Origin of the sequence: Methylobacterium sp. WL116 (assembly GCF_008039455.1) — a bacterium.
In the GTDB taxonomy this organism is placed as follows: domain Bacteria; phylum Pseudomonadota; class Alphaproteobacteria; order Rhizobiales; family Beijerinckiaceae; genus Methylobacterium.
The window spans coordinates 1-18,811 of the sequence record NZ_VRUV01000035.1 but is presented as its reverse complement, the minus strand read 5'-3'; the positions used below and the strand labels follow the sequence as shown (position 1 = coordinate 18,811).

General features: G+C 62.3%; 15 protein-coding genes and 3 pseudogenes. 7 read left to right on the top strand and 11 right to left on the bottom strand.

What is annotated here, in order from left to right:
- A pseudogene (locus FV223_RS05410) lies at window positions 1-190 on the bottom strand (IS6 family transposase); the annotation flags it as partial.
- A 52-nt stretch (window positions 191-242) separates the two neighbouring features.
- Here FV223_RS05410 and FV223_RS31535 point away from each other — a divergent pair.
- Both FV223_RS31535 and FV223_RS05400 read left to right on the top strand, forming a co-directional pair.
- A complete protein-coding gene (locus FV223_RS31535) occupies window positions 243-479 on the top strand; it encodes a hypothetical protein (protein ID WP_246689610.1) in 237 nt (78 codons plus the stop codon).
- Between the two features lie 502 nt (window positions 480-981).
- A complete protein-coding gene (locus FV223_RS05400; RefSeq protein WP_147725836.1) occupies window positions 982-2,016 on the top strand; it encodes a glycosyltransferase 61 family protein in 1,035 nt (344 codons plus the stop codon).
- Window positions 2,017-2,042: 26 nt separating this feature from the next.
- On the opposite strand, the gene FV223_RS05395 is transcribed toward FV223_RS05400, so the two are convergent.
- The 10 genes and pseudogenes from FV223_RS05395 to FV223_RS05350 all read right to left on the bottom strand — a co-directional run.
- A complete protein-coding gene (locus FV223_RS05395) occupies window positions 2,043-2,708 on the bottom strand; it encodes a class I SAM-dependent methyltransferase (protein ID WP_147725835.1) in 666 nt (221 codons plus the stop codon).
- A 221-nt stretch (window positions 2,709-2,929) separates the two neighbouring features.
- Window positions 2,930-3,763: an FkbM family methyltransferase gene (locus tag FV223_RS05390; RefSeq protein ID WP_246689609.1), complete on the bottom strand. Its 834-nt coding sequence runs from the start codon at window positions 3,761-3,763 to the stop codon at window positions 2,930-2,932.
- A gap of 36 nt (window positions 3,764-3,799) precedes the next feature.
- Entirely contained in the window at window positions 3,800-7,561 is a 3,762-nt protein-coding gene (locus tag FV223_RS05385; RefSeq protein ID WP_246689608.1) for a glycosyltransferase, read from the bottom strand.
- Between the two features lie 900 nt (window positions 7,562-8,461).
- Window positions 8,462-9,404 (bottom strand): annotated as a pseudogene (locus FV223_RS05380) (IS630 family transposase).
- Window positions 9,405-9,494: 90 nt separating this feature from the next.
- Complete coding sequence (locus FV223_RS05375) at window positions 9,495-10,445, bottom strand: IS481-like element ISMdi8 family transposase (RefSeq protein ID WP_147725833.1); 951 nt, start codon at window positions 10,443-10,445, stop codon at window positions 9,495-9,497.
- 57 nt (window positions 10,446-10,502) lie between these two features.
- Window positions 10,503-11,744, bottom strand: a complete 1,242-nt coding sequence (locus FV223_RS05370) for an IS66 family transposase (RefSeq protein ID WP_147725832.1) — start codon at window positions 11,742-11,744, stop codon at window positions 10,503-10,505.
- A 56-nt stretch (window positions 11,745-11,800) separates the two neighbouring features.
- Window positions 11,801-12,148: an IS66 family insertion sequence element accessory protein TnpB gene (gene tnpB, locus FV223_RS05365; protein WP_147725831.1), complete on the bottom strand. Its 348-nt coding sequence runs from the start codon at window positions 12,146-12,148 to the stop codon at window positions 11,801-11,803.
- Entirely contained in the window at window positions 12,145-12,519 is a 375-nt protein-coding gene (locus tag FV223_RS05360) for a transposase (RefSeq protein ID WP_147725830.1), read from the bottom strand. Before FV223_RS05360 ends, tnpB begins: the two co-directional genes overlap by 4 nt.
- Window positions 12,520-12,821: 302 nt before the next feature.
- A complete protein-coding gene (locus tag FV223_RS05355; protein WP_147725829.1) occupies window positions 12,822-13,625 on the bottom strand; it encodes an ABC transporter permease in 804 nt (267 codons plus the stop codon).
- A gap of 330 nt (window positions 13,626-13,955) precedes the next feature.
- Window positions 13,956-14,421 (bottom strand): annotated as a pseudogene (locus FV223_RS05350) (helix-turn-helix domain-containing protein); the annotation flags it as partial.
- A 266-nt stretch (window positions 14,422-14,687) separates the two neighbouring features.
- Between FV223_RS05350 and FV223_RS05345 the strand changes: the two are divergent.
- The 5 genes from FV223_RS05345 to FV223_RS31225 form a co-directional block, all read left to right on the top strand.
- The gene (locus FV223_RS05345; protein ID WP_147725828.1) at window positions 14,688-15,113 is read left to right on the top strand and encodes a hypothetical protein; all 426 of its coding nucleotides are present in this window, start codon (window positions 14,688-14,690) and stop codon (window positions 15,111-15,113) included.
- A 207-nt stretch (window positions 15,114-15,320) separates the two neighbouring features.
- On the top strand, window positions 15,321-16,658 hold the full coding sequence (locus FV223_RS05340) for a hypothetical protein (RefSeq protein ID WP_147725827.1): 1,338 nt from the start codon (window positions 15,321-15,323) through the stop codon (window positions 16,656-16,658).
- Window positions 16,655-17,530: a hypothetical protein gene (locus tag FV223_RS30130; protein ID WP_187276070.1), complete on the top strand. Its 876-nt coding sequence runs from the start codon at window positions 16,655-16,657 to the stop codon at window positions 17,528-17,530. Before FV223_RS05340 ends, FV223_RS30130 begins: the two co-directional genes overlap by 4 nt.
- Complete coding sequence (locus FV223_RS05335) at window positions 17,527-18,591, top strand: class I SAM-dependent methyltransferase (RefSeq protein WP_187276069.1); 1,065 nt, start codon at window positions 17,527-17,529, stop codon at window positions 18,589-18,591. The genes FV223_RS30130 and FV223_RS05335 overlap by 4 nt, the downstream gene beginning before the upstream one ends.
- On the top strand, window positions 18,584-18,811 hold a 228-nt coding region (locus tag FV223_RS31225; protein ID WP_210247498.1), incomplete at its 3' end, for a hypothetical protein. The genes FV223_RS05335 and FV223_RS31225, both read left to right, overlap by 8 nt.

Here is an 18,811-nt window from a genome sequence, read left to right as displayed (position 1 = left end):
AGCGGTTCAGGGTGCTGTGATCGACCTCCAGGCCGCGCTCCAGGAACAGCTCCTCAATGTCGCGGTAGCTCAGCGGATAGCGCAAGTACCAGGAGACCGCCTGCACGATGAGCGTCGCCTCGTAGTGCCGGCCCCTGAAGTCGGTCTTGGCCCGCTGCTTCAATTTCGCGGCGATGGCAGACAGGATCATGGGCCGGCTCCAAGGCGGAGGCGGCAAGCTGGTCAGAGATGGCTAACGATCCGTGAACGAAGGTACCATCTGGCAGCAGGTCAGCGTGCCGGGCTGGTACGGCATGGGCGAGCGCAGGATCGAGATCGCCACGGCCACCGCCGTCTGGCATCATTCCGGTCTAACAGCAGTGCCGATCCGCTGGGTTCTGATCCGCGATCCCGAGAAGCGCTTCGACCCCCAATCGCTGCTCTGCACTGACCCCGCACGAGACCCGACCCAGATCGTCACGTGCCTCATCCTGAGCTAGTCGAAGGATTGTCCGGCGCTGGCAGGCTGAGGTCACCTTCCAGGAAGCGCGTGCCCATCTCGGCGTCGAGACCCAGCGGCAATGGTCCGACAAGGCTATCGCTCGTACGACCCCCTGCCTGCTCGCCCTGTTCTCCATCGTCACCCTGCTCGCCACGCGGCTCTCCGCACGTGAGAGGCGGCAGGTCGCGGCGACGGCGTGGTACCCCAAACCGCAGCCGACCTTCTCCGATGCTCTCGCAGCCGTCCGTCGAACCAACTGGTGCCAGCAGGGTTTGTCGACGTCACCCCGCAGGCGCAACCGAAAGAAACCTCGGTTCCGCCTGCCACCAGCCTGGGCCTACGCCCTGTGCCAGGCGGCCTGAATGGCCAAAGTCGAGCTCAGCAGCGGATAGGAGCACGTTTCCTGGCGCAGCATTTCTCGTCAAGTGGCCTACTTCAGTGCTATTGAAGCGGCAATTTCCGTCTGTCCTCTGCCTCCCGAATGATCGAGATAAATCCTGATGTTTGATACCCTGTCCATACTGCGTCAGTGCCAAGCGATGTGGGGAGGTTATGAAATAATCCATGAGCGCCCCAGTGTTAGTGAAGTTCGGGATGTCATTGCATTGCCAACCGCACCTGATGGCGCCTGGGGAATTTTCACCCGCTCGGGCCGCGCTCTGGATGAGGCGATCGATCGTCACGGTCCGAACGCCTCAATCGGCGATAGGAAAACCCAAGTTCCGATCAGTCTTGTTCGAAGTGCTCTCCACACCATTGATGAGCCATGTATCTATGGTGGTTTTGTAAACATACATTTCGGCCACTTCATTGTTAACACTTTGGCCAGGCTTTGGCCTCTAATTGATAAGTCTAATGCAAACTATAAAATAGTATATCACGGCCAGGGAACTCCGAGTGAATGGTTTAGGATATCTTTTATTAAAGACATATTCGGCGCGCTTGGTATCACAGAAGATAGAATCGTGTTTGTTGAACATCCCACCGTCATATTACGCTTGATCGTTCCTCACCCAAGTTTTCAAGAGCAGAGTTTCGCGCATCGTGCGTTCGGCCAACTCTGTCGAATAATTGGCGACAATATCTTGGGAGATCACCCGCGGACGCAGGACGCAATCGAAACCCCAGTCTATATCTCCAAAGTTAACTTGACGGCTGGAGTTGGACGGTTCGCAAATGAAAAGGCATTGACGGATGTCTTAGCCGCATCCGGGATTGAAATCGTTTATCCTGAAACAATGAAACTTCGAGATCAGATTGCTATTTTTAGAGACAGGCAAACGATATTAGGAACGACAGGTTCCGCATTTCATAATTTAGTTTTCGTCGGATCTCGTGCAAATATTATATGTATTTCTCCGAGTGTCTATCCCAATAGTAACTTTATGATGCTTGATGCACTCTCCGGCACGCATGTGACATACCTGCATGCTGCCGGAACAGAGACAGTCGTAGAAGGCGAGGCGGGATTTCTCACGACGTTAAAGTTTGAAAATCCTGAGAATGTAGCCAAGGAAATCATCCAAATGCTGTAAGATACCGCCGCCGCCTTTTTAGCTGGTCAGTAGTTGATCCTCATGCTGTTATCGCCAACCATTTTCATACTCTTGTTAATAAGTGGTGCTTTCTCAAATACAAGAATACTGTCGTAGGCGGTCATAGCCACTGTTTGACGGGTAAAGGCAGACGGGGCGGTAGTACCGTCTCGGATATGATCGGCGTTGAGGTCATCGACGAGACATTTGAAGCGCTCGACAATGGAGCGAGGGTCGCCTTTCCCGCCACCGTAATCTGGCCAGTAAGCGGTGTGCATGTCCTCAATCATATAAACGCCATTGGGTGCTAGTTTTGTATAAAGAAAGTCGAAGCTTTTGTTGACATGTTCCATATGATGACTGCCGTCATCCAGGATCGCATCAAATGTTACGAATTCGTCTAGGAGGGACTGCAGAAAGATTGGGTCAGATTGGTCACCAATCCGTACCGAAACCTGTTCGTCTGCGTACTGTCGGCACACCTCGTTGGTGTCGATTGTAACAATGCGGGCGAGCGGTCCAAGCCATCGCTTCCACATCTGCGACGAACCACCGTTGCCCGCCCCGATCTCTAAAAAAGTCATCGGCTGCCCGACGTAGCGACCAAAATGGCGTTCGTAGGCAAAGAAATAGTGGCCCGTTTTGTGAATTGGACGGCCAGTATTACCGAGGAATATTTCGTACAGCGACATGGTCTTCAACCTCAATTCGCTCATTGATTGGCGCCCCACTCTATCAGGGGTTAGGCGCTCTTAGTATGTCCCCTTAATGCGAAGCTTGTAGGACGGCTGCTATGAGCAAGCCCTTCATCCTTCACCCACTACATAGGACCGTAGTTAACGCCGAAACGCTCACTTGGGCTGCTCACGAGTGGCACTCGAAAGCATAAAGACGCAAAAAGCGCGGCGCCCCGTCATACGAGTTGGAAACGCCGCAGCATCGGGAGATTGCAGGCGTCACAGACTTCTTTGAACTTAGTCAGGCGCTCGGAAGGGACCAGGGCGTGGTTCCAGGCTGCATTGTCGAACAGCACCTCACCGTCATGGATAGCCATGTCAGGCCTGAGCCGGAAATCGATGTAGCCGACGTCGTGGAGGAATGCGCCGATCGCACTCCGCCTTGCCGGCTTGACGACTTCGGCGAAGATAATGGGTCGATGCAGGAGAATGGTCTCGCGCGCGCCCCGGAGGAAGGCGTGTTCGTGGCCTTCAATATCGACCTTGATCACGGCAATCGTGTCCGTGATCGCGAAATCGTCAAGGCGCTTTACGGGAACCTGAATTGTCGAGTGCGTCTTCTGGAAGCTTTGTTCAAGGGACGCACTCGTTTCGATCAGTCCGTGTCTGGGATCGGGGAGATGGAGGTCGGCCGTGCCCGCATGCTCGCTCAGAGCCGCTTCGATGAGCGTCACCCGCCCAGTGAGATCGTTGCTAGCGAGATTGCGCTTAAGGATCTCAATGACGGGCGGCAGGGGTTCGAACGCAATGATCCTTCGATCGCTTGCTACCGTGCCGGTCATGATCGTGTAGACGCCAGTGTTGGCGCCGACGTCGATGAAAAGACCCTCCATGCGCAGGAGCGTCGCCATCATTAGAAAGGGCAGCGGAGCCTCGTAGCTGCCAGACGCGATCTGCCTGGCGACTAAGTCCATATCGTCGGAAGCGTCCATCTGGAACGTATGTCCGGCGAAATTTATTGTTACAAAGCTCATGGTTTCACTCTCGTCGACGGAGGAGATGCGCGTCAAACCCGATGTCGCGATATCGAGGGTCGGGGTAGCGCCTTAAAGTGAGGCATCGGTTCGACAGGGCTCAGAACTTGGCCAGAACTCCGCGTAGAGCCTCATCAGGTCCGCGCCTTGATCCGCCATTGTACGCGGCGATGCTGGGGGCGGGGGCGGACTTTCAAGAAAGCGATCCGAATTCACGTCGATGAGCGTTAGCACTTGCCTCAACGCGTCCAGACTGCTCGGGTCAACGCGGAAGCCATCCACCCCCTCAACAATCTCCTCGCCAATTGCACCGCGGTCGCTGGCCACTACCCAGAGCCCGGCGGCTCGGGCCTCGCGCGTCACGAGCCCGAAGCTCTCCGGCCAGAGCGACGGGGCGAGTAGGACGTCGAGATCCGCGTATAGGTCCCAAACTCGTTCTTGCGCCACTCTGCCGACGATGCGGACGGGCGTCGTGCCCCAGACCTCCTCGCGCAGGTAATCGCCTGCGTAGGCGTGATCGACAACGGTCATCGAGAGGCGTTCGAAGGCGTAGGTGCGCAGCACGGCCTCGATCAGTACCGCGCCCTTGTGCACCGTACGGCCGCCGATTTGCCCCAGGCGTACGCGTCCGGTCGCACTCTGCCGCCGCTCCACCCGCGGCAGTAACGAGACGCCGTTCGGAACCGCGACCGTTCGGAGATGACCCGCGGCGCGATAGAGGTCGGCGAATGCGTTCGAGACGGCTAGGAGCCCGGCCGCGCCTTCCATCACGCGGCCCAGCTCGCGTCGGCGCGCGATCGACGCCATGGGGGAGACCCTGCGGTTCAAGCTGTGCAGCAGGGGGTCGGAGGATGGGGTTCGTACCTGCCCGTCCTCGTCGACTAGGAACTGGAAATCGGAGATCCACCAGGCGTCGTGCAGCGTGATAAGATAGGGCAGGCCTCGTTCGGCGACGGCCTCGACTACCGACGCCGTAAGGTGCTGCACACAGTGAAAATGGACAAGATCCGGTTCGAACCGATCAAGCAGCGCCTCGAACGGCGCCTTCATCTCCGGATCGAACCCGCGCCACTCACCATAATTTACCTGAGGTGCTGCAATGCGGTAGACCGGCACACCGCGATAGTTGTCGATCCGAGTTCGATAGGCTGGTGCTGCCCCCAAATCAGTAGCGACAATAGCGATCTCGAACGCGTCGGCGGCGTGGTCCAGGAAATGATCGACGTTGTCACGCACGACGCGCGTCGCGCCGCCGACGGTCTGAGGTGGAAAGTAAACCGCGACGACGAGGAGGCGCGGTTTGCACCGCGCTTCGGTCCGGGGCGGGGTAACTGGTGCTGTCGCGCGCGCGACTGTAGCGGGTCCGCTTAAATCGCGCCCGTACGACGGGCGGGCCTTCGCGGGGGTCGGCAGGAAGCCAGAGAAGATGTCAGCTGCCCCGTCAAGCTTGTATTCGCGCACTGCTTTAGCCCGCGCCTGACGGCCAACCCTTTCGCGAAGATCCGCGTCCCGGACGAGGGCATCGAGAACACGCGACCAGTCTTGCGGGGTCCGCGCCAGGAACGCGTCCTCGCCATCGACGAGGATCTCTCGATAGGTCCGGGTCGCGGAGACAACGGAGGGGATGCCGCACATCGCGGCCTCGAGCCACTTGATCTCGCTCTTGGCATCCGACATCGGACTGGGCGTCAGGACTGCCAAGTTGATGTCCGCCCCCGACAGAGTCTCCCAGTAGGCTGAGACGTCCGAGGTGAAGCCGAGCTGCAGGATCCGGTCGGCCATGGGTCCGAACCGCTCGTCGAGCAGGAGGTAGCCCGCGATGACAAGGCGCACATGAGGGTGGCGGCCGAGAACCTCAAGAAGGGCCGGCGCGGCGATGTCGGTGAAATCCCGGTTGTGTGCCTTCGTCCCCGATCCGTAGAAGATCGTCACGGCGGAGGTACAAAACGGCATTCGGGCTCGGTCGAGGAACGGAGCATTGCGCTCGTCCAGGCCGTTGCGAAGCACGTGGCAGACGCCGGAGCGCACGAGGGGCCGCATCGCCTGAGCCAGGGCTGGGGTCGATGCGAGGCCAACCTCGCATTGCCGCATGGCGTACCGGAATAGCGGCACGCCGTATTGTAGTCCACGATACTCGGCGCTCGTGATCTGCCCTTCAAAACTCTCGAAGGGATCCGGATAGTACGCCGGGTCGAAGAGGAGGTCGTCGATCTCGTAGATCGTCGGGATGCCGAGGGCACGTGCGTACAGGATCGCGTGCATCACTTCAGGGAAGCCGTAGACGCGATAGAAGATCGCTGCGCAGGCCCGATCCAGGGCCAGCCTGCACGACTCTCCTTCAGAATGCCGGAAGATCTCGACCGTCCAGCCCGCGCGTTCCAGCTGCATGCGCTTCTGCACGACCCGGTAGTGGTCGCATTGCGGGAGCTCGCGGTTGGCCATAATGACAACAACACCCTCGCGGGGTGCCGGGAGCCGGGCCGGGAGAGGATCGATGATCGGAATCACCTGCACGAGGCGATCTAGGCATTCAGTCAAGCAGGCATCAGCCTCGACGCGACGGCCCTCGGCGTACAGATCGGTCGCCCGGCGGCTGGTGGCGGCGAAGACCTCCGCAACGACGCGGTGGCCGGCAGCGCGCCATGCGCCGGAGTGCCTGCAGGACGGCGCTGAGCGCATCACGCGATCTAGGGCCGCCGGGCTCCCATCCGGCCTCGCCGCGAGGAGTTCGGCGGCGTGGACGTGGCTCCAGACGCTGGCGTCGGGCGCTTCGGCGGCGGCGATAAAGTCTTCGGCTGCCTCCTCCCTCCGGTCCAAAGCGAGAAGGGTGTCGCCGCGGCGGTGGCGCACGCGCGGAACATCCGGCCGGATTGCCAAGGCGCGGTTGAAGGCCTTTACCGCTATCGCAGCGTTGCCGCGCAGGAGGTGATGTTCCCCAATCTGCTCGTACAGCCGCGCCGACCCTGGACCCTGCACGACTTCGGCATTGAGGATCGCGAACCCCGTCGTGACGAAATGCTCAAGGGCTGCGAAGCGTCCGGGACCGGGCCGTCCGGTCTCGCTCGTCATTAGCGCGCGATAGAGCGTCTCATCGAAGGCATCCGGGAACGTGTCTTCGCCGATCAACGAGGCTAGCGCCGTGCCTTCGTTGGGAAAAACCCCAAGAAGAATCCCATAATTGAGCCAGTCGCGGTAGAGATCGGCATCGCTCGCCTGTGCCGACGGGTTGGTCGCGTTGCCGCGATAGAAGGCAGGGTCGAACGCCTCTCGGATGGCGATCGGCGCAAGGCGTTCGATACCATGTTGGAGGAACAACCGTATCCCGTCGGCGCGGGATGCGGGCGGCCGGGGGAGCCAGGAAGCGTTTAAAACGGCGAACTCAAAGAGTATGAATCGGTTAAGCCAAGGGCCTGGCCGCACCCCTGCTGCGTCCAGCATGTCCGTCGGGCTGCCACTTGCAGCAGTTTGAGCCGACGCATCGTTCAGGGGGCCCTGGCGCTCGAAGAGTTGTGCGAACTCTCTCTCGTGGGCGCTCAGATCTAACTGATAAGCTCGCTGCTCCTGCCGCCCGTAGCGAAGGTAGTGGGCCTTGAGCTCCCAGGACCGTCTCATGAAAGCGAGGTCACTGTGAAGTACGCGGTAGTGCAGCGGAGAGAAGTCCGCCGGCAGGGGACCGTACGTCGTCTCAAGGTCCGCGATCAGGACATCGGCATTCGGCGGACGGCCTTCTGATTGCCCGAACCGCAGGAAATGCTCGCTTAAGGCGGCCTCGCCGCGTAAATTACCGACATCCTGGCAGTAATAGCTATAGAACTCGGCGTCGAACCCGTTCAAACGCTCAAGCGTCCTCGCACGGTTTAGCTTAAGTGAGCGAAAAAGGTAACGAACGGTAGCTCTTGCACCAGCCAGCATTTTTGCTCATTAAGTTAATATTTAGCGCTGGGGCACGCCTATCGGGTGTGTCTCGATAATTGGGTCGCCCGGCGAGCGTTGATCATAACCCTGCCATCAACTTTGCGGTTTGGCGTTGCGTCTCTAGCAAGCTCCGCAGATGGTTGATTGCCCCAATTTGCAAGCCGAGTACAGCCCCTGCCTCTGCTTGGGCCTCCCGTCGCATCGAGATGGAGAATTCAAACCCGCCCAGCTGCGTGTGGTCCGCCCCCTGGAAAGTGGCTCTTCGCCAAATTTGGTGGATTAGGTCGGCTGGGGGTGCTGGGAGGTAGCTCCTGGCTGAACCGGGCAGGGATTCTCAGATCAGGGCATGACCCTTCTCTGTTCCATCCCCGGTTATCGCGTTCTCCACGTCACGCGTGCGGAGAGCACTGCCCTTCGCATTGCCACTCAACCGAAGCGCAATCATGCCCGTTGCCCAGGTTGTCGTACGGTCAGCAGTTCGTAAGCACTCGGTAGAGGCTCGGCGTTGTTTTTCGGTTGCACTGTCTTCCTGAAGGCCGGCTGACCGAGGGGATGACCGTGCGCCAATCTGGGTGTTTTGCTGTGACGGGATGCTTTCTAGCCCGACGTCGTGCTGCGGCGTGCTGACAGGGAAAGGATCAATCCCAAATCGGCCGGCGCGGTCGACAAAGCGCCCTGCGTCCACACCAGAATGATCATCGCACGGGCTTCTAACTTTCTAGCTCACCGGCGACCCTGATGGCTCCTCTCCCGATCCGGCCGTCGTCAAACACCCGGGTCAGCGCGCGCCAGCGGGTCAGCATATAGAGCGTTTTCGGTTTAATCTGGTTCGTATCCTGCTGCGGCGAAGAAGTTGGCGCACTCGTCTGGCGTGACGGTATCGACGAGGCGTCCGATGGCCGACCACAATCCCTCGACGATTCGCTCAGCCGCCTTGCGCAGGAGCGCCTTCAGCTTCGAGAACGCCATCTCGATGGGGTTGAAGTCGGGCGAGTAGGGCAGGAGGAACAAGAGCTGCGCGCCGGCTGCCGCGATGGCGGCACGCACGGCCGGCCCCTTGTGGCTTCCAAGGTTGTCCATGACGACGATGTCGCCGGGGGCGAGTTCGGGCACCAGAACCTAATCGACATAGGCCTGGAAGGCGTCGCGGTTGATCGGCCCATCGAGCACGAACGGGGCGGCGATCCCGGACAGGCGCAGGCCGGCTACCAGGGTCGTGGTCTTCCAGTGACCGTGCGGGATGGGCGAACGCAGCCGCTCGCCGCGGGGAGACCGTCCGCGCAGGCGGGCCATGTTGGTGGAGGTCCAGGTCTCGTCGAGGAACACGAGGCGGGCAGGGTCGAGATCGGGTTGGCCCTCGAACCACGCCTCGCGCGCGGCCTTCACGTCCGGGCGATTTTGCTCGCGGCGCGAGCTGTCTTTTTTTGTACGTGAGATCGCGTGCGTCGAGGAAGCTCCACAGGGTGCCGAGCCCGACCGTCAGATCGTGCTCATCCCGAAGCCGGGCGCGCATCTCCTCCAGGGTGATGTCGTCTCATCCGTCGATCAGGCCGCGCAGGAACGCCTCGTGCGGATCGAGTTTCGAGCGGCGCGCCCGCCCCTGCGGACGAGCGGCCACCGTCCCTGTCGTCGTGAGCGCGGCCATCCAGCGGATCGAAGTCGCGATGCCGACCCCAAACCGCGCGGCCGCCTGGCGGCGCGAGGTCGTTGCCGCGGCCTTCACCACCCGCTCGCGCAGGTCCTGGCTGTAGGGTCGGCCCATGCTTCGCTCCTTCTCAGAAACGATCAGTGAATCAGCCCAACAGCTTCGCGTGAACCCCACCTCCCCGATTCAGCGCAGCCCGAAAACGCTCTAGGTGTATGGTCCCGGGATGAGGTGTGACGGGTCGATCCTGAAGCGATTAGGCTCTTTCGTCCAGGCGTTCAGGATGAACTCGGTGGGTGTCAGGCCCCGCAGGGTCTTGAGCCGACGAGCGTGATTGTAGGCATCGACGAACAGGTGCAGATGCGTTCGAAGCTGGTCGTGGCTGTCGTAATGGTAGCGCTTGACCGTCGCATCCTTGATCGTGCGGTTCATTCGCTCGACCTGTCCGTTGGTCCAAGGATGGTTCACCTTGGTCAGCCGATGATCGATGTCGTGCTCGTCGCAGACGCGGTCGAAGATGTGCTGGCTATCGTAGATGTCTTGTCGGCGTGAAGTGAACTGAACGCCGTTGTCTGTGAGCACGGTGTGGATGCGGTAGGGCACCGCCTCGATGAGGTCGCGCAGAAACTGCGCCGCCTCCATCTTGCCGGCGCTCTCCACGAGCCGCACGAAGGCAAATTTGCTGGTTCGATCAATAGCCACGAACAGCCTAAGCTTGCCCTCAGCTGTGCTCACCTCGGCGATGTCGATGTGGACGTAGCCGATAGCGTAGGTCGCAAAGCGCTGCTTCTTGGGTTTGTCGCCGTCGATCTCGGGTAGTCGGCTGATGCCATGCCGTTCCAGGCAGCGATGCAGCGAGGATCGCGTCAGGTGCGGGATCGTCGGCTGCAACCCGTAGAGGCAGTCGTCTAGCGGCAGCAGGGTATGCCGGCGGAAGGCGACAATGATCGCTTCCTCCTCGACGGTGAGCACGGTGGAGCGCGGTTCCTTGGGCCCCATCCGGGCATCTGCTGTGCTCGTCCGTTTGCGCCACTTCTGCACCGTCGTCGGGCTGACGCCGTAGCGCCTGGCCAGCGACCTTACGCTCTCTTCACGTAGCTGGATCGCGCGACGGACTGCCTCCGTCGTGGTGGCGCTTCCATGGAGAACCTGGCCCATAGCGCATCCCTCGCAGCATGGTGCTCAACCGTATCACCACACCGCGGGATCAAACACCTAGTGGAACGCTTTGGCCAGATCCGAGGGGCCGGAGAGCTGCGGCAGGATCGTTTCGGCCCAGGTTCTCAAGGCATCGGCCAGCTGGCGGGATCGATCCTGTCGCCGTCGCTGTCGCTCATCGGGCGGCTGGCCGGCGATCTCGCGTTCGACCGCGTAGAGGGCGCCGATGCGCTCCAGCGCCTCCCCGGCGATGGCCGAGCCGGTCTTGGCGTGCACGTCGAAGAACTTGCGCCGGGTGTAGGCCCAGCACGCCGCCTCGATTAGGACACCGCCGGTGCGCCCGCCCTCGTAGAGCCGATTAAAGCCGGCATAGCCGTCGGCGTGCAGCACGCCCTGGAACCCGGCCAGATGCGCCAGCGGCCGTTCGCCTCTGCGGTCGGGGGAGGCCAGGAACACGGCGGCCGGCGGACGCACGCCGCCATAGGGGCGCTCGTCGCGCACATAGACCCAAAGCCGTCCGGTCTTTGTCCGGCCCAGGCCCGGTCCCAGCACCGGGACGGGGGTATCGTCGCCGTAGAGAACGTCCGAGCCCGTCAGGACGTCCTGGCGGAGCAGGTCGACCAGAGCCGAGCGGGCGGCGGCCGTCGCGCCCACCCAGCCCGACAGGGTCGAGGTAGCCAGGTCCACGCCGTCCCGGGCATAGATCTCGGCCTGCCGGTAGAGCGGCAGGTGGTCGTCGAACTTGGCCACCGCGATATGGGCCAGCAGCCCGGCTCCGGCGCGCCCACGGGCAATGGCGTGATGCGGGGCGGGCGCCTGCACCATACCCTCGCAGGATCGGCACGCGAACGCCTCGCGTACGTGCCGAACCACCTTGAAGCGCCCGGGCACGTAATCGAGGGTCTCCGTCACATCCTCGCCGATCCGACGCAGGCCCCCACCGCAGGACGGGCAGGCGCAGGGATCGGGATGGATTACGCTCTCGCGGGGGAGGTGATCGGGCAAGGGGCGCCGAGCCGGTCCTACGCGGGAGGCTTCGACGGCGTCGGCCACGACCGGGGCGGCAGCCAGACGCTCGGCCTCGTCGACCCCCAACGCCTCGATGGCGAGTTCGAGTTGCTCGACGCGTGCCTTCAGCTTCTCGGACGAGACGCCGAACTGCGCCCGCTTGAGACGAACGAGTTCGCTGCGCAGCTTCTCGATCAGCATGTTGGCATGGACGGCCTCCCGCGCCATGCCGACGATCATGCGCTTGAGCGCATCGACGTCATCGGTGAGTGAGCCAGGATCGAGAGCCACATCAACAGCTTACGCCGTCCCGCTCAGCACGCAAGCCCGTTGCCGGCACCCGCGCGTCAACCGGCGATGCGAGGCCGGTCCGTACGCACCGGGGCACGCCAGTCGATGCCCTCCAGCAGCATGGCGAGCTGCGCCGGCGTCAGCGCGGCAGCCGCGCCCACCGTCGCCGGCCAGACGAAACGACCCTTCTCCAGGCGCTTGGCGAACAGGCACAGGCCCTGGCCATCCCACCACAGCACCTTGATCAGGTGCCCTTGCCGACCGCGGAAGACGAAGGCTTGTCCCGAGAACGGATCACGCGCCAGGTGATCCTGCACGAGACTAGCCAACCCGTCGAAGCCCTTACGCATGTCGGTGTGGCCGGTCGCCAGCCAAACCCGGGAACAGAAGGGGACCAGGATCATCGGCCCAGCAGCGCCGCGATCACGCCCTGCAGGAGCATTACGTCCGCGCCTGCCTCGGCCCGCAGCCAATGACCGCCGGCCAGCTCGATCTCGATGGCGCCGGGGTGGGGCGGCTCGTCCCGGATGGGAGGTTGCGGAGCCGGCAGCGCAAGCGGAACGAAGCTCGGGCGGGACGCCACCGCCGGCGCCAATGCTTCTGTCCGGAGAGGGCGGCGCCAGCGGAACAGCAGACTCGAATGAAGCCCGTACCGGCGCGCCACTTCAAAGGCCGTCGTCGCCGGATCCTCTGCCTCGGCAACGATCGCGCGCTTGTGCTCGGGGGACCAGGTCCGTCGCGTTCCCGCGACGACGATGTGAGCCGTGTTCGTCATAGGTCCAGATACAGGGCCGATACAGCGCTATCCCCTGTATCCAGACCCAGACTCTATCCGCACAAGGCAGCCATCACCGAGCGCTTACCGGCCCGCGGGCGGAAGGATCAGATCAGCACCGGGCCCGACTTCACGGGCGTCCACACAGGTCTTGGGCTGCTGCTTCGCTCGGTGGAGTAGTTACAAAGTTGCACGCTACAGATTTTTGCATATGACGATAAAACATCTTAGATGCCTGATTAGATAGGATTCAATATCGTTTTTGCTTTATTAGGCAAATATTAGCCGCCTGTGTAGCTGAGTTATGTTATCTTCCTAACAACATGTCTCTCTAGTAAAAGACCTACCGTAAGAGTGGACAGGGCAAACAGCAAGATATAAATATAATCCACTCTGACCGGAAGATCAGAATAATATCCCAGCCGGACCCATTCGATGATACCGACGACGGGGTTGTATTTCAGAACATCGTAGATTTGGTCAGGGAGAAAATTCGGCAGGAACATCACGCCGCTCGTAATATAGATAACGATCGTGAACAGGATGCTTCCAAATATCCAGGCCGGGAAGAAGGCGCAGATGCTTACGTTGATCGTGCCGACGCCGATGCCGAGCAGGATCGCGGCGAGATAGCCGCACATCGACGTGAATGGGTCGACCGGTATCGGGTTGACGCCGGCTGCCACCAGGATAGCCAAGATAGTGAGCAACCCCAGGAAGCCAGTCACGATCTCAACAAGGATGCGGGAGAAGATAACATCGAGCAGTTTGACCTGAGGATAATAGGTCAACGGCCTGTTCGTTATGACGGACTTCATGACCTCGCGCGAAATGTACTGGAATACGAGTGCCGGTACCGCTCCGCTCGCGAAGAACAGCGCCCGACTGTCCCCGATGGGGGCTGGCACGTGGCGCAGGACGTAGATGAGCACGAGCATGATGACGTGCGCGACCGGCCAGAGCACGACGATCATGTAGCCCCAATGCGATCCGCCGAAGCGCGTGCGCATGTCCCGCAGCATCAGCGCGTGCAGGACATGGAGATAGGACTCCATCTGGCTTTTCTGGCGCGGTCTCGAGACCACCCCGTCGTTGGTCGCGGGCATGACGGCTCCGAATGCAATTGCGCCGTCATTGCCAGCGAAAGCGCCAGAATTGTGAGCCCCATTTCACGGGACGGGATCGGCAGTTCGGATAATCGGTTCCTCGCGCCAGCCGGGCGGGAATTGCTCCGGTCGATAGCGATGGAGGAAGCGGGGACGGATTAGCTCTCACCGGGCGCGACGCTTAACCGGCGTCGAGGCTTCTCCAGCGCTTTGTCCAGCACACGTCTGACTAGCTAAGGGTGCCTTTAACGACCAGGCATGGCTGCCCTCCTCTAGCACGCCGACGAAGGTGCGGATCGCCTTCAGGGCTTCGATCGGGCGTAGAGCGGCGTTGGCCGCGGTCTCATCCAGGAACACGAGGGCGTCCAGATTGAGGTCGAGTTGCCCCTCGAACAATGCCGCGCGGGCGGCTTTCACGTCTTCCCGATCCTGCTCGCTCGCGTGGCCGGTGTTTTTTTCACGTGATGCCGTGACGCTCGAAGAAGCGCGACAGGCTGCTCACCCCGACCCGCAGGCCGCGCTCCGCCAGCTTCTCCTGTAGCTCCGGCAGGAAAATCTCGGGCTTGGCCTCGTAGGTCGAAACGATCAGGTCGGCCTGTGCTTCGATCGTCTGCGAGCGCTGATCCCCGCCCATCGGCTTGGGTGCGACCCGCCCTTCTTGCACAAAGCTCTCGTACCAGCGGATTGCGCTGGTCGGGCTCACGCCGAACCGCTTGGCCGCCTGACGGCGCGACGCGCCTTCCTCGACGGCGGCCACGACACGCGCGCGCAGATCGACGGATAGAGCGGATGCCATGCGGCTCTCCTGCGAAAGCCGCGAAGAGAACCACATCACGCTCCGACCGGTAAGCCCCAGTGATTCAGCCCGGTCGGATGCCGCTCTAGCTGACGGATGCTGTCTCGAAGGTATATAATCGCAGAAAAATCGTGCCGCGTTCAAGATAAGTGTCTAAATCGTTGCCATAATCAATGATTTATCATAGAGGTATATCGGAGGGGACGCATCGAACCTCGCATCTCAAGGTCTTGTCCAACTCGGCTATTTAGCTCATACCGCTCGCCATGACCCAGCGGCCCGACCTCGACGGATGCAAGCTTCAGAAGGCAGGGGAACCTGACGTTTGGTTGATCTTCCACGGCCATCGCCACAGGATCACCAGCCCTTCGGCCTTCTGCAGCCTGTTCAGCACGGCCGACGATCTTATGACCGTCGATTGCACCGACACGATCAAAGTGGGGCCGGACGTTCAGGAGGGAAGCTTCCTGGCTCGTCCCGATGGATCGCTGGACATCTACCTTGTCCTGCGGATATTCCCCGATTATCTGATCCGGCATCACATTCCCAACTGGGAAACGTTTTGCGACTTCGGCTTCGATGAAGCGAAGCTGCGGATCGTTCCGGCGGTGATGCTGACCACACTTCCCGGCGGCGGCGATATCACGAGCCCGCGCGGCCGGGTTGCGATGGACAGCGCCTTGCCAGTATAGTCTCAGCCTCTGCAATCTTCCATCGACAAAGAAGTACAGCGTGGGATTTCCGAGGTGAACCAACGAGTAATTCTTGTGCCGGGGATGCATAGGAGTGGGACCTCGGCAACGGCTCGCGTCCTCAACCTGCTCGGGTGCAAGATACCCGGCCCGCTCGTGCCTGCCTTTCACGGCAACGATTTCGGGCATTGGGAGCCTCAGGCCGTCGTGGACCTTCATGACGCGTTCCTGAGGGCGGCCGGTGTCAACGTGAACAGCGTGTTCGGCCTGGAGCCGTCCTGGTTCTCATCGGCGGAAGCGCGGGCTCAGGTCGATGCCACCGTTGATCTCCTTCGGCGGCATCTCTCCGACGCGCCCCTGCATGTAATCAAAGATCCGCGCATGGGGTTCTTCATCCCAATCTGGCGGGACGCCTTGGATCGCATCGGGGTCGAGGCCGCCTTCGTCCTGCCCTTCCGCGATCCCGCGGAGGTTGCCGCGTCGCTGGCTCGCAGGCAGACCCACGTGTACCCCGACGGCGTTTGGCCGCCCGGGCGCGGGATCCTGCTCTGGCTCCGCTACGTGCTCTCGGCGGAGCATGCCACGCGCGGCGCGCCGCGCACGTTCGTGGCCTACGACGCGCTGTTGACGGATTGGCGCGCCGAAGCGCGCCGCATCGGCGGCCAACTCACGCTGACGTGGCCTCGGGGCGAGGGCGAGGCGGCGCCGGAGATCGATGCATTCCTCAGCCGCGAACTGAAGCACGAGACCGTGGGACGACGGGACGCGTTTCCGCTGGCCTACGCCGTGTTCGATCAACTGACGGCCTGCGCGCGGGAAGCGGGTGCCGGCGCGGAGGTCTTCACCGCTGCGCTCGACAGTATCGATCGAGCGAGCGCGTTGTTCGAACCCTACGTCACCGAGCTCGAGCTTCGCCTGGGCGCAAATCCGACCCTGAGGTCCGAGTTCGTTGACTTCCTGCGGCGCACCAATGCGGAGCAAGACAGGCGCGTCGATCGCGCTGGTCTCGGCGACGATGGAGACATTCCGGCGGAGCACCGGGAGGCACATCGGATCGGGCTCGAAGCTGAACGGCGTATCCTGGCTGCGCAGAAGGGCGAGTTGGAGGCCGTCAACGCGGCCCTTCTCGGAGCGGCACGGCAGGTGGAGGCCTCGCACCGCCTCGAGTTGCATGACGCCTGCGCGGCACGGGGGCAGGCCGAGGAGGAGGTTCGGGATCTCGCCGCATCCCTGGCCAAGGCACAAGGGGCGATCGCGGTCGGCGAGGAGAAGTTCGCGGCGCTCACCGCTGACGTCGAGCGCATGAGCCGCGAGGAGGCGGACCGGCGCAAGCAGCTACAGGCGGAACTGGAGGCCGAATTGGAAGATGCGCGCAGCGCGGAAGGTCGAGCCAGCGTCGCCCTGCTCGCGCGCACGGCGGAGCTCGATGCGTTGAGGCACGAGGTGAACACCCGGCCCCCGACGCCGTGGGTCGAACGCATCCTGATGCGGATGACAAAGCGTCCCCGGGGTGCGAACCGGGAGTTCGACGGATCGTCGTCATGAGGCTCGCGATCTTGTTCTGGTTCTACAAGAGCTTCGACGTCTGCCAAACCCGCCTGCACCTGATCCGCCGTCTGCATCCGGACCTTGCGATCTTCGGCCTCTACGGCGGACCGACCTTGCGGACGGAGGAGGCCCGGCAACGGCTCGCGCCGCTCGTGGACGATTTCTACGCTTACTCAGGCACGGAGGACGCCTCGTGGAAGTGGCGCAACGGCGACCAGCTGCTGGCAACGTGGCATCGGGAGCGCGGCAACCGGTTGGCGTGGGACACGGTCGTCGTGGTGCAATGGGACATGCTCGTGGTTCGTCCCATTACCGAGGTTCTAGCGGCCTTGAAACCGGGGGAGGCATTGTTCTCCGGCTTTCGCCCGGCCGCGGAGGTCGCAGCTTGGTGGGGGTGGCTGAGGGACGACGATCCGGAAAAGCGAACCGACCGTGATGGTTTCCGCGCATGGCTGCTCGAGCACTACGGATATTCCGGCGAGCTCTGGTGCTGCCTGTTCATCGTCGTATGCTTGCCCCGAACTTTTCTCGACCGGTACGTCGCGGCCGGGCCGCCGACAATCGGCTTCTTGGAGTACAAGCTGCCGACGCTCGCCAAGCTCTGGCGGATCCCGATCTGCGAGGACCATCCCTTCCAGCCGTGGTGGGCAAGCGATCCCGCGACGCGCGAGGCGCCCATGAAAGCTCGGATCCTCAACGCCGTTGGCGCGGAGCTCGATCTCGCGACGGCCCTGGAGCACGTCGCCTCGTCATCGGGGTCGAGCGTGATCCACCCGTATCGACGGCCGTTCGCAGCGTGGCTGGCACGACCCACGCTCGCTCGCCTTGTGCTTGCGATCCTGCGCTTGACGCGGCGGACACCGGCATGAGCGCGACTGATGCGGGACGGTGCCGGGTCTGCGACGCGACGGGCATGCACCGCCATCACCTAGCGAAGGAGATGATGTTCGGACGGCTGGATGCCTTTGACTACTTCCAGTGTCGCGCCTGCGGCTGCCTTCAGATCACCAGCACTCCTCCCAATCTCGCCAATTATTATGGGCCGGCTTACTACAGCTTCGATGCGGATCTCGATGGAGAGTTCAGCGATCCGACCCGCCGTGCGGCGCGAGCCCGGCGCGTCCGTGCGTTGCTCACCTGGCCTCAGGTCGTGGCGCGGCGCCTCTCGCACACCGACATGCGGCGACCCCTGTGGTCGCTGCGGAAACTGAGGCTTCGTCGCGGCGACCGCATCCTCGATGTCGGATGCGGTTCGGGTCGCCTCCTGTATCAACTTCGTGAGGCAGGCTGGCAGAACGTCCTCGGCGTGGATGCCTTCATCCCGCGCGAACGCTACTACGCGAACGGCCTCGTGGTGCGGCGCAGGCAGCTCGATGAGGTGGAGGGTACCTGGGACGTGATCATGTTCCACCATGTCTTCGAGCACTTGCTCGATCCGGTCGCCACGCTTGCGCAGGTCGCAGCGAAGCTCTCCCCCGCGGGCACCTGCCTCATCCGGCTCCCCCTTGCCGATTCCGAGGCCTTCGAGCGCTACGGAACCGACTGGGTCCAGCTTGACGCGCCCCGCCACATCTGCCTGCACACGCGCAAGAGTTTGACGGAGGCGGCCGAGAGAAGCGGATTGCGGATCGTCGACGTGCGTTGCGACTCGTACGAGTTGCAATTCTGGGGCAGCGAGCAGTACCGACGCGGCATTCCTCTCCTGTCCGACGGATCGTACCGGTGGGGCCAGGGCGCACGGATCTTTTCGCCGGAGGAGATGGACGCCTGGAGGCGCGAGGCGGACCTTCTGAACCGGCGCGGGAGGGGAGACCAGGCCTGCTTCTATCTCCGGCACGCGAAGCGTCCGACTCGGGCGCCCTCGACTGTGCCGGACCGAGCCGGACCCGCCCCGGTGAGCGCGTCCGCTTCCGGCTCGAACGATGGTTGAGAAACCTTGGTCGCGGCGGGTCAAGGCTCGCCTGAGGCGCCTGCCGCTGTTCTGTCCAGCCCAGTACCGCGAGATCAATCCCGACATTGGCCTCTGGGACCCAATCGATCACTACGCGGAGCGGGGCCTTGCTGAGGGACGGATCGTTGCACGGCAGGAAGCCGTGTGGGCCTGCATGGGCCGCGTCTCGCGCCACGCGCCCCGACCCGAGGCACTGCCC

Coding starts and splice junctions, on each gene's coding strand:
- FV223_RS05335 (WP_187276069.1), top strand. CDS start 17,527: ATGAGCGCGACTGATGCGGGACGGTGCCGGGTCTGCGACGCGACGGGC.
- FV223_RS05375 (WP_147725833.1), bottom strand. CDS start 10,445: ATGGGCCAGGTTCTCCATGGAAGCGCCACCACGACGGAGGCAGTCCGT.
- FV223_RS05345 (WP_147725828.1), top strand. CDS start 14,688: ATGACCCAGCGGCCCGACCTCGACGGATGCAAGCTTCAGAAGGCAGGG.
- FV223_RS30130 (WP_187276070.1), top strand. CDS start 16,655: ATGAGGCTCGCGATCTTGTTCTGGTTCTACAAGAGCTTCGACGTCTGC.
- FV223_RS05395 (WP_147725835.1), bottom strand. CDS start 2,708: ATGTCGCTGTACGAAATATTCCTCGGTAATACTGGCCGTCCAATTCAC.
- FV223_RS05360 (WP_147725830.1), bottom strand. CDS start 12,519: ATGACGAACACGGCTCACATCGTCGTCGCGGGAACGCGACGGACCTGG.
- tnpB (WP_147725831.1), bottom strand. CDS start 12,148: ATGATCCTGGTCCCCTTCTGTTCCCGGGTTTGGCTGGCGACCGGCCAC.
- FV223_RS05400 (WP_147725836.1), top strand. CDS start 982: ATGTTTGATACCCTGTCCATACTGCGTCAGTGCCAAGCGATGTGGGGA.
- FV223_RS05355 (WP_147725829.1), bottom strand. CDS start 13,625: ATGCCCGCGACCAACGACGGGGTGGTCTCGAGACCGCGCCAGAAAAGC.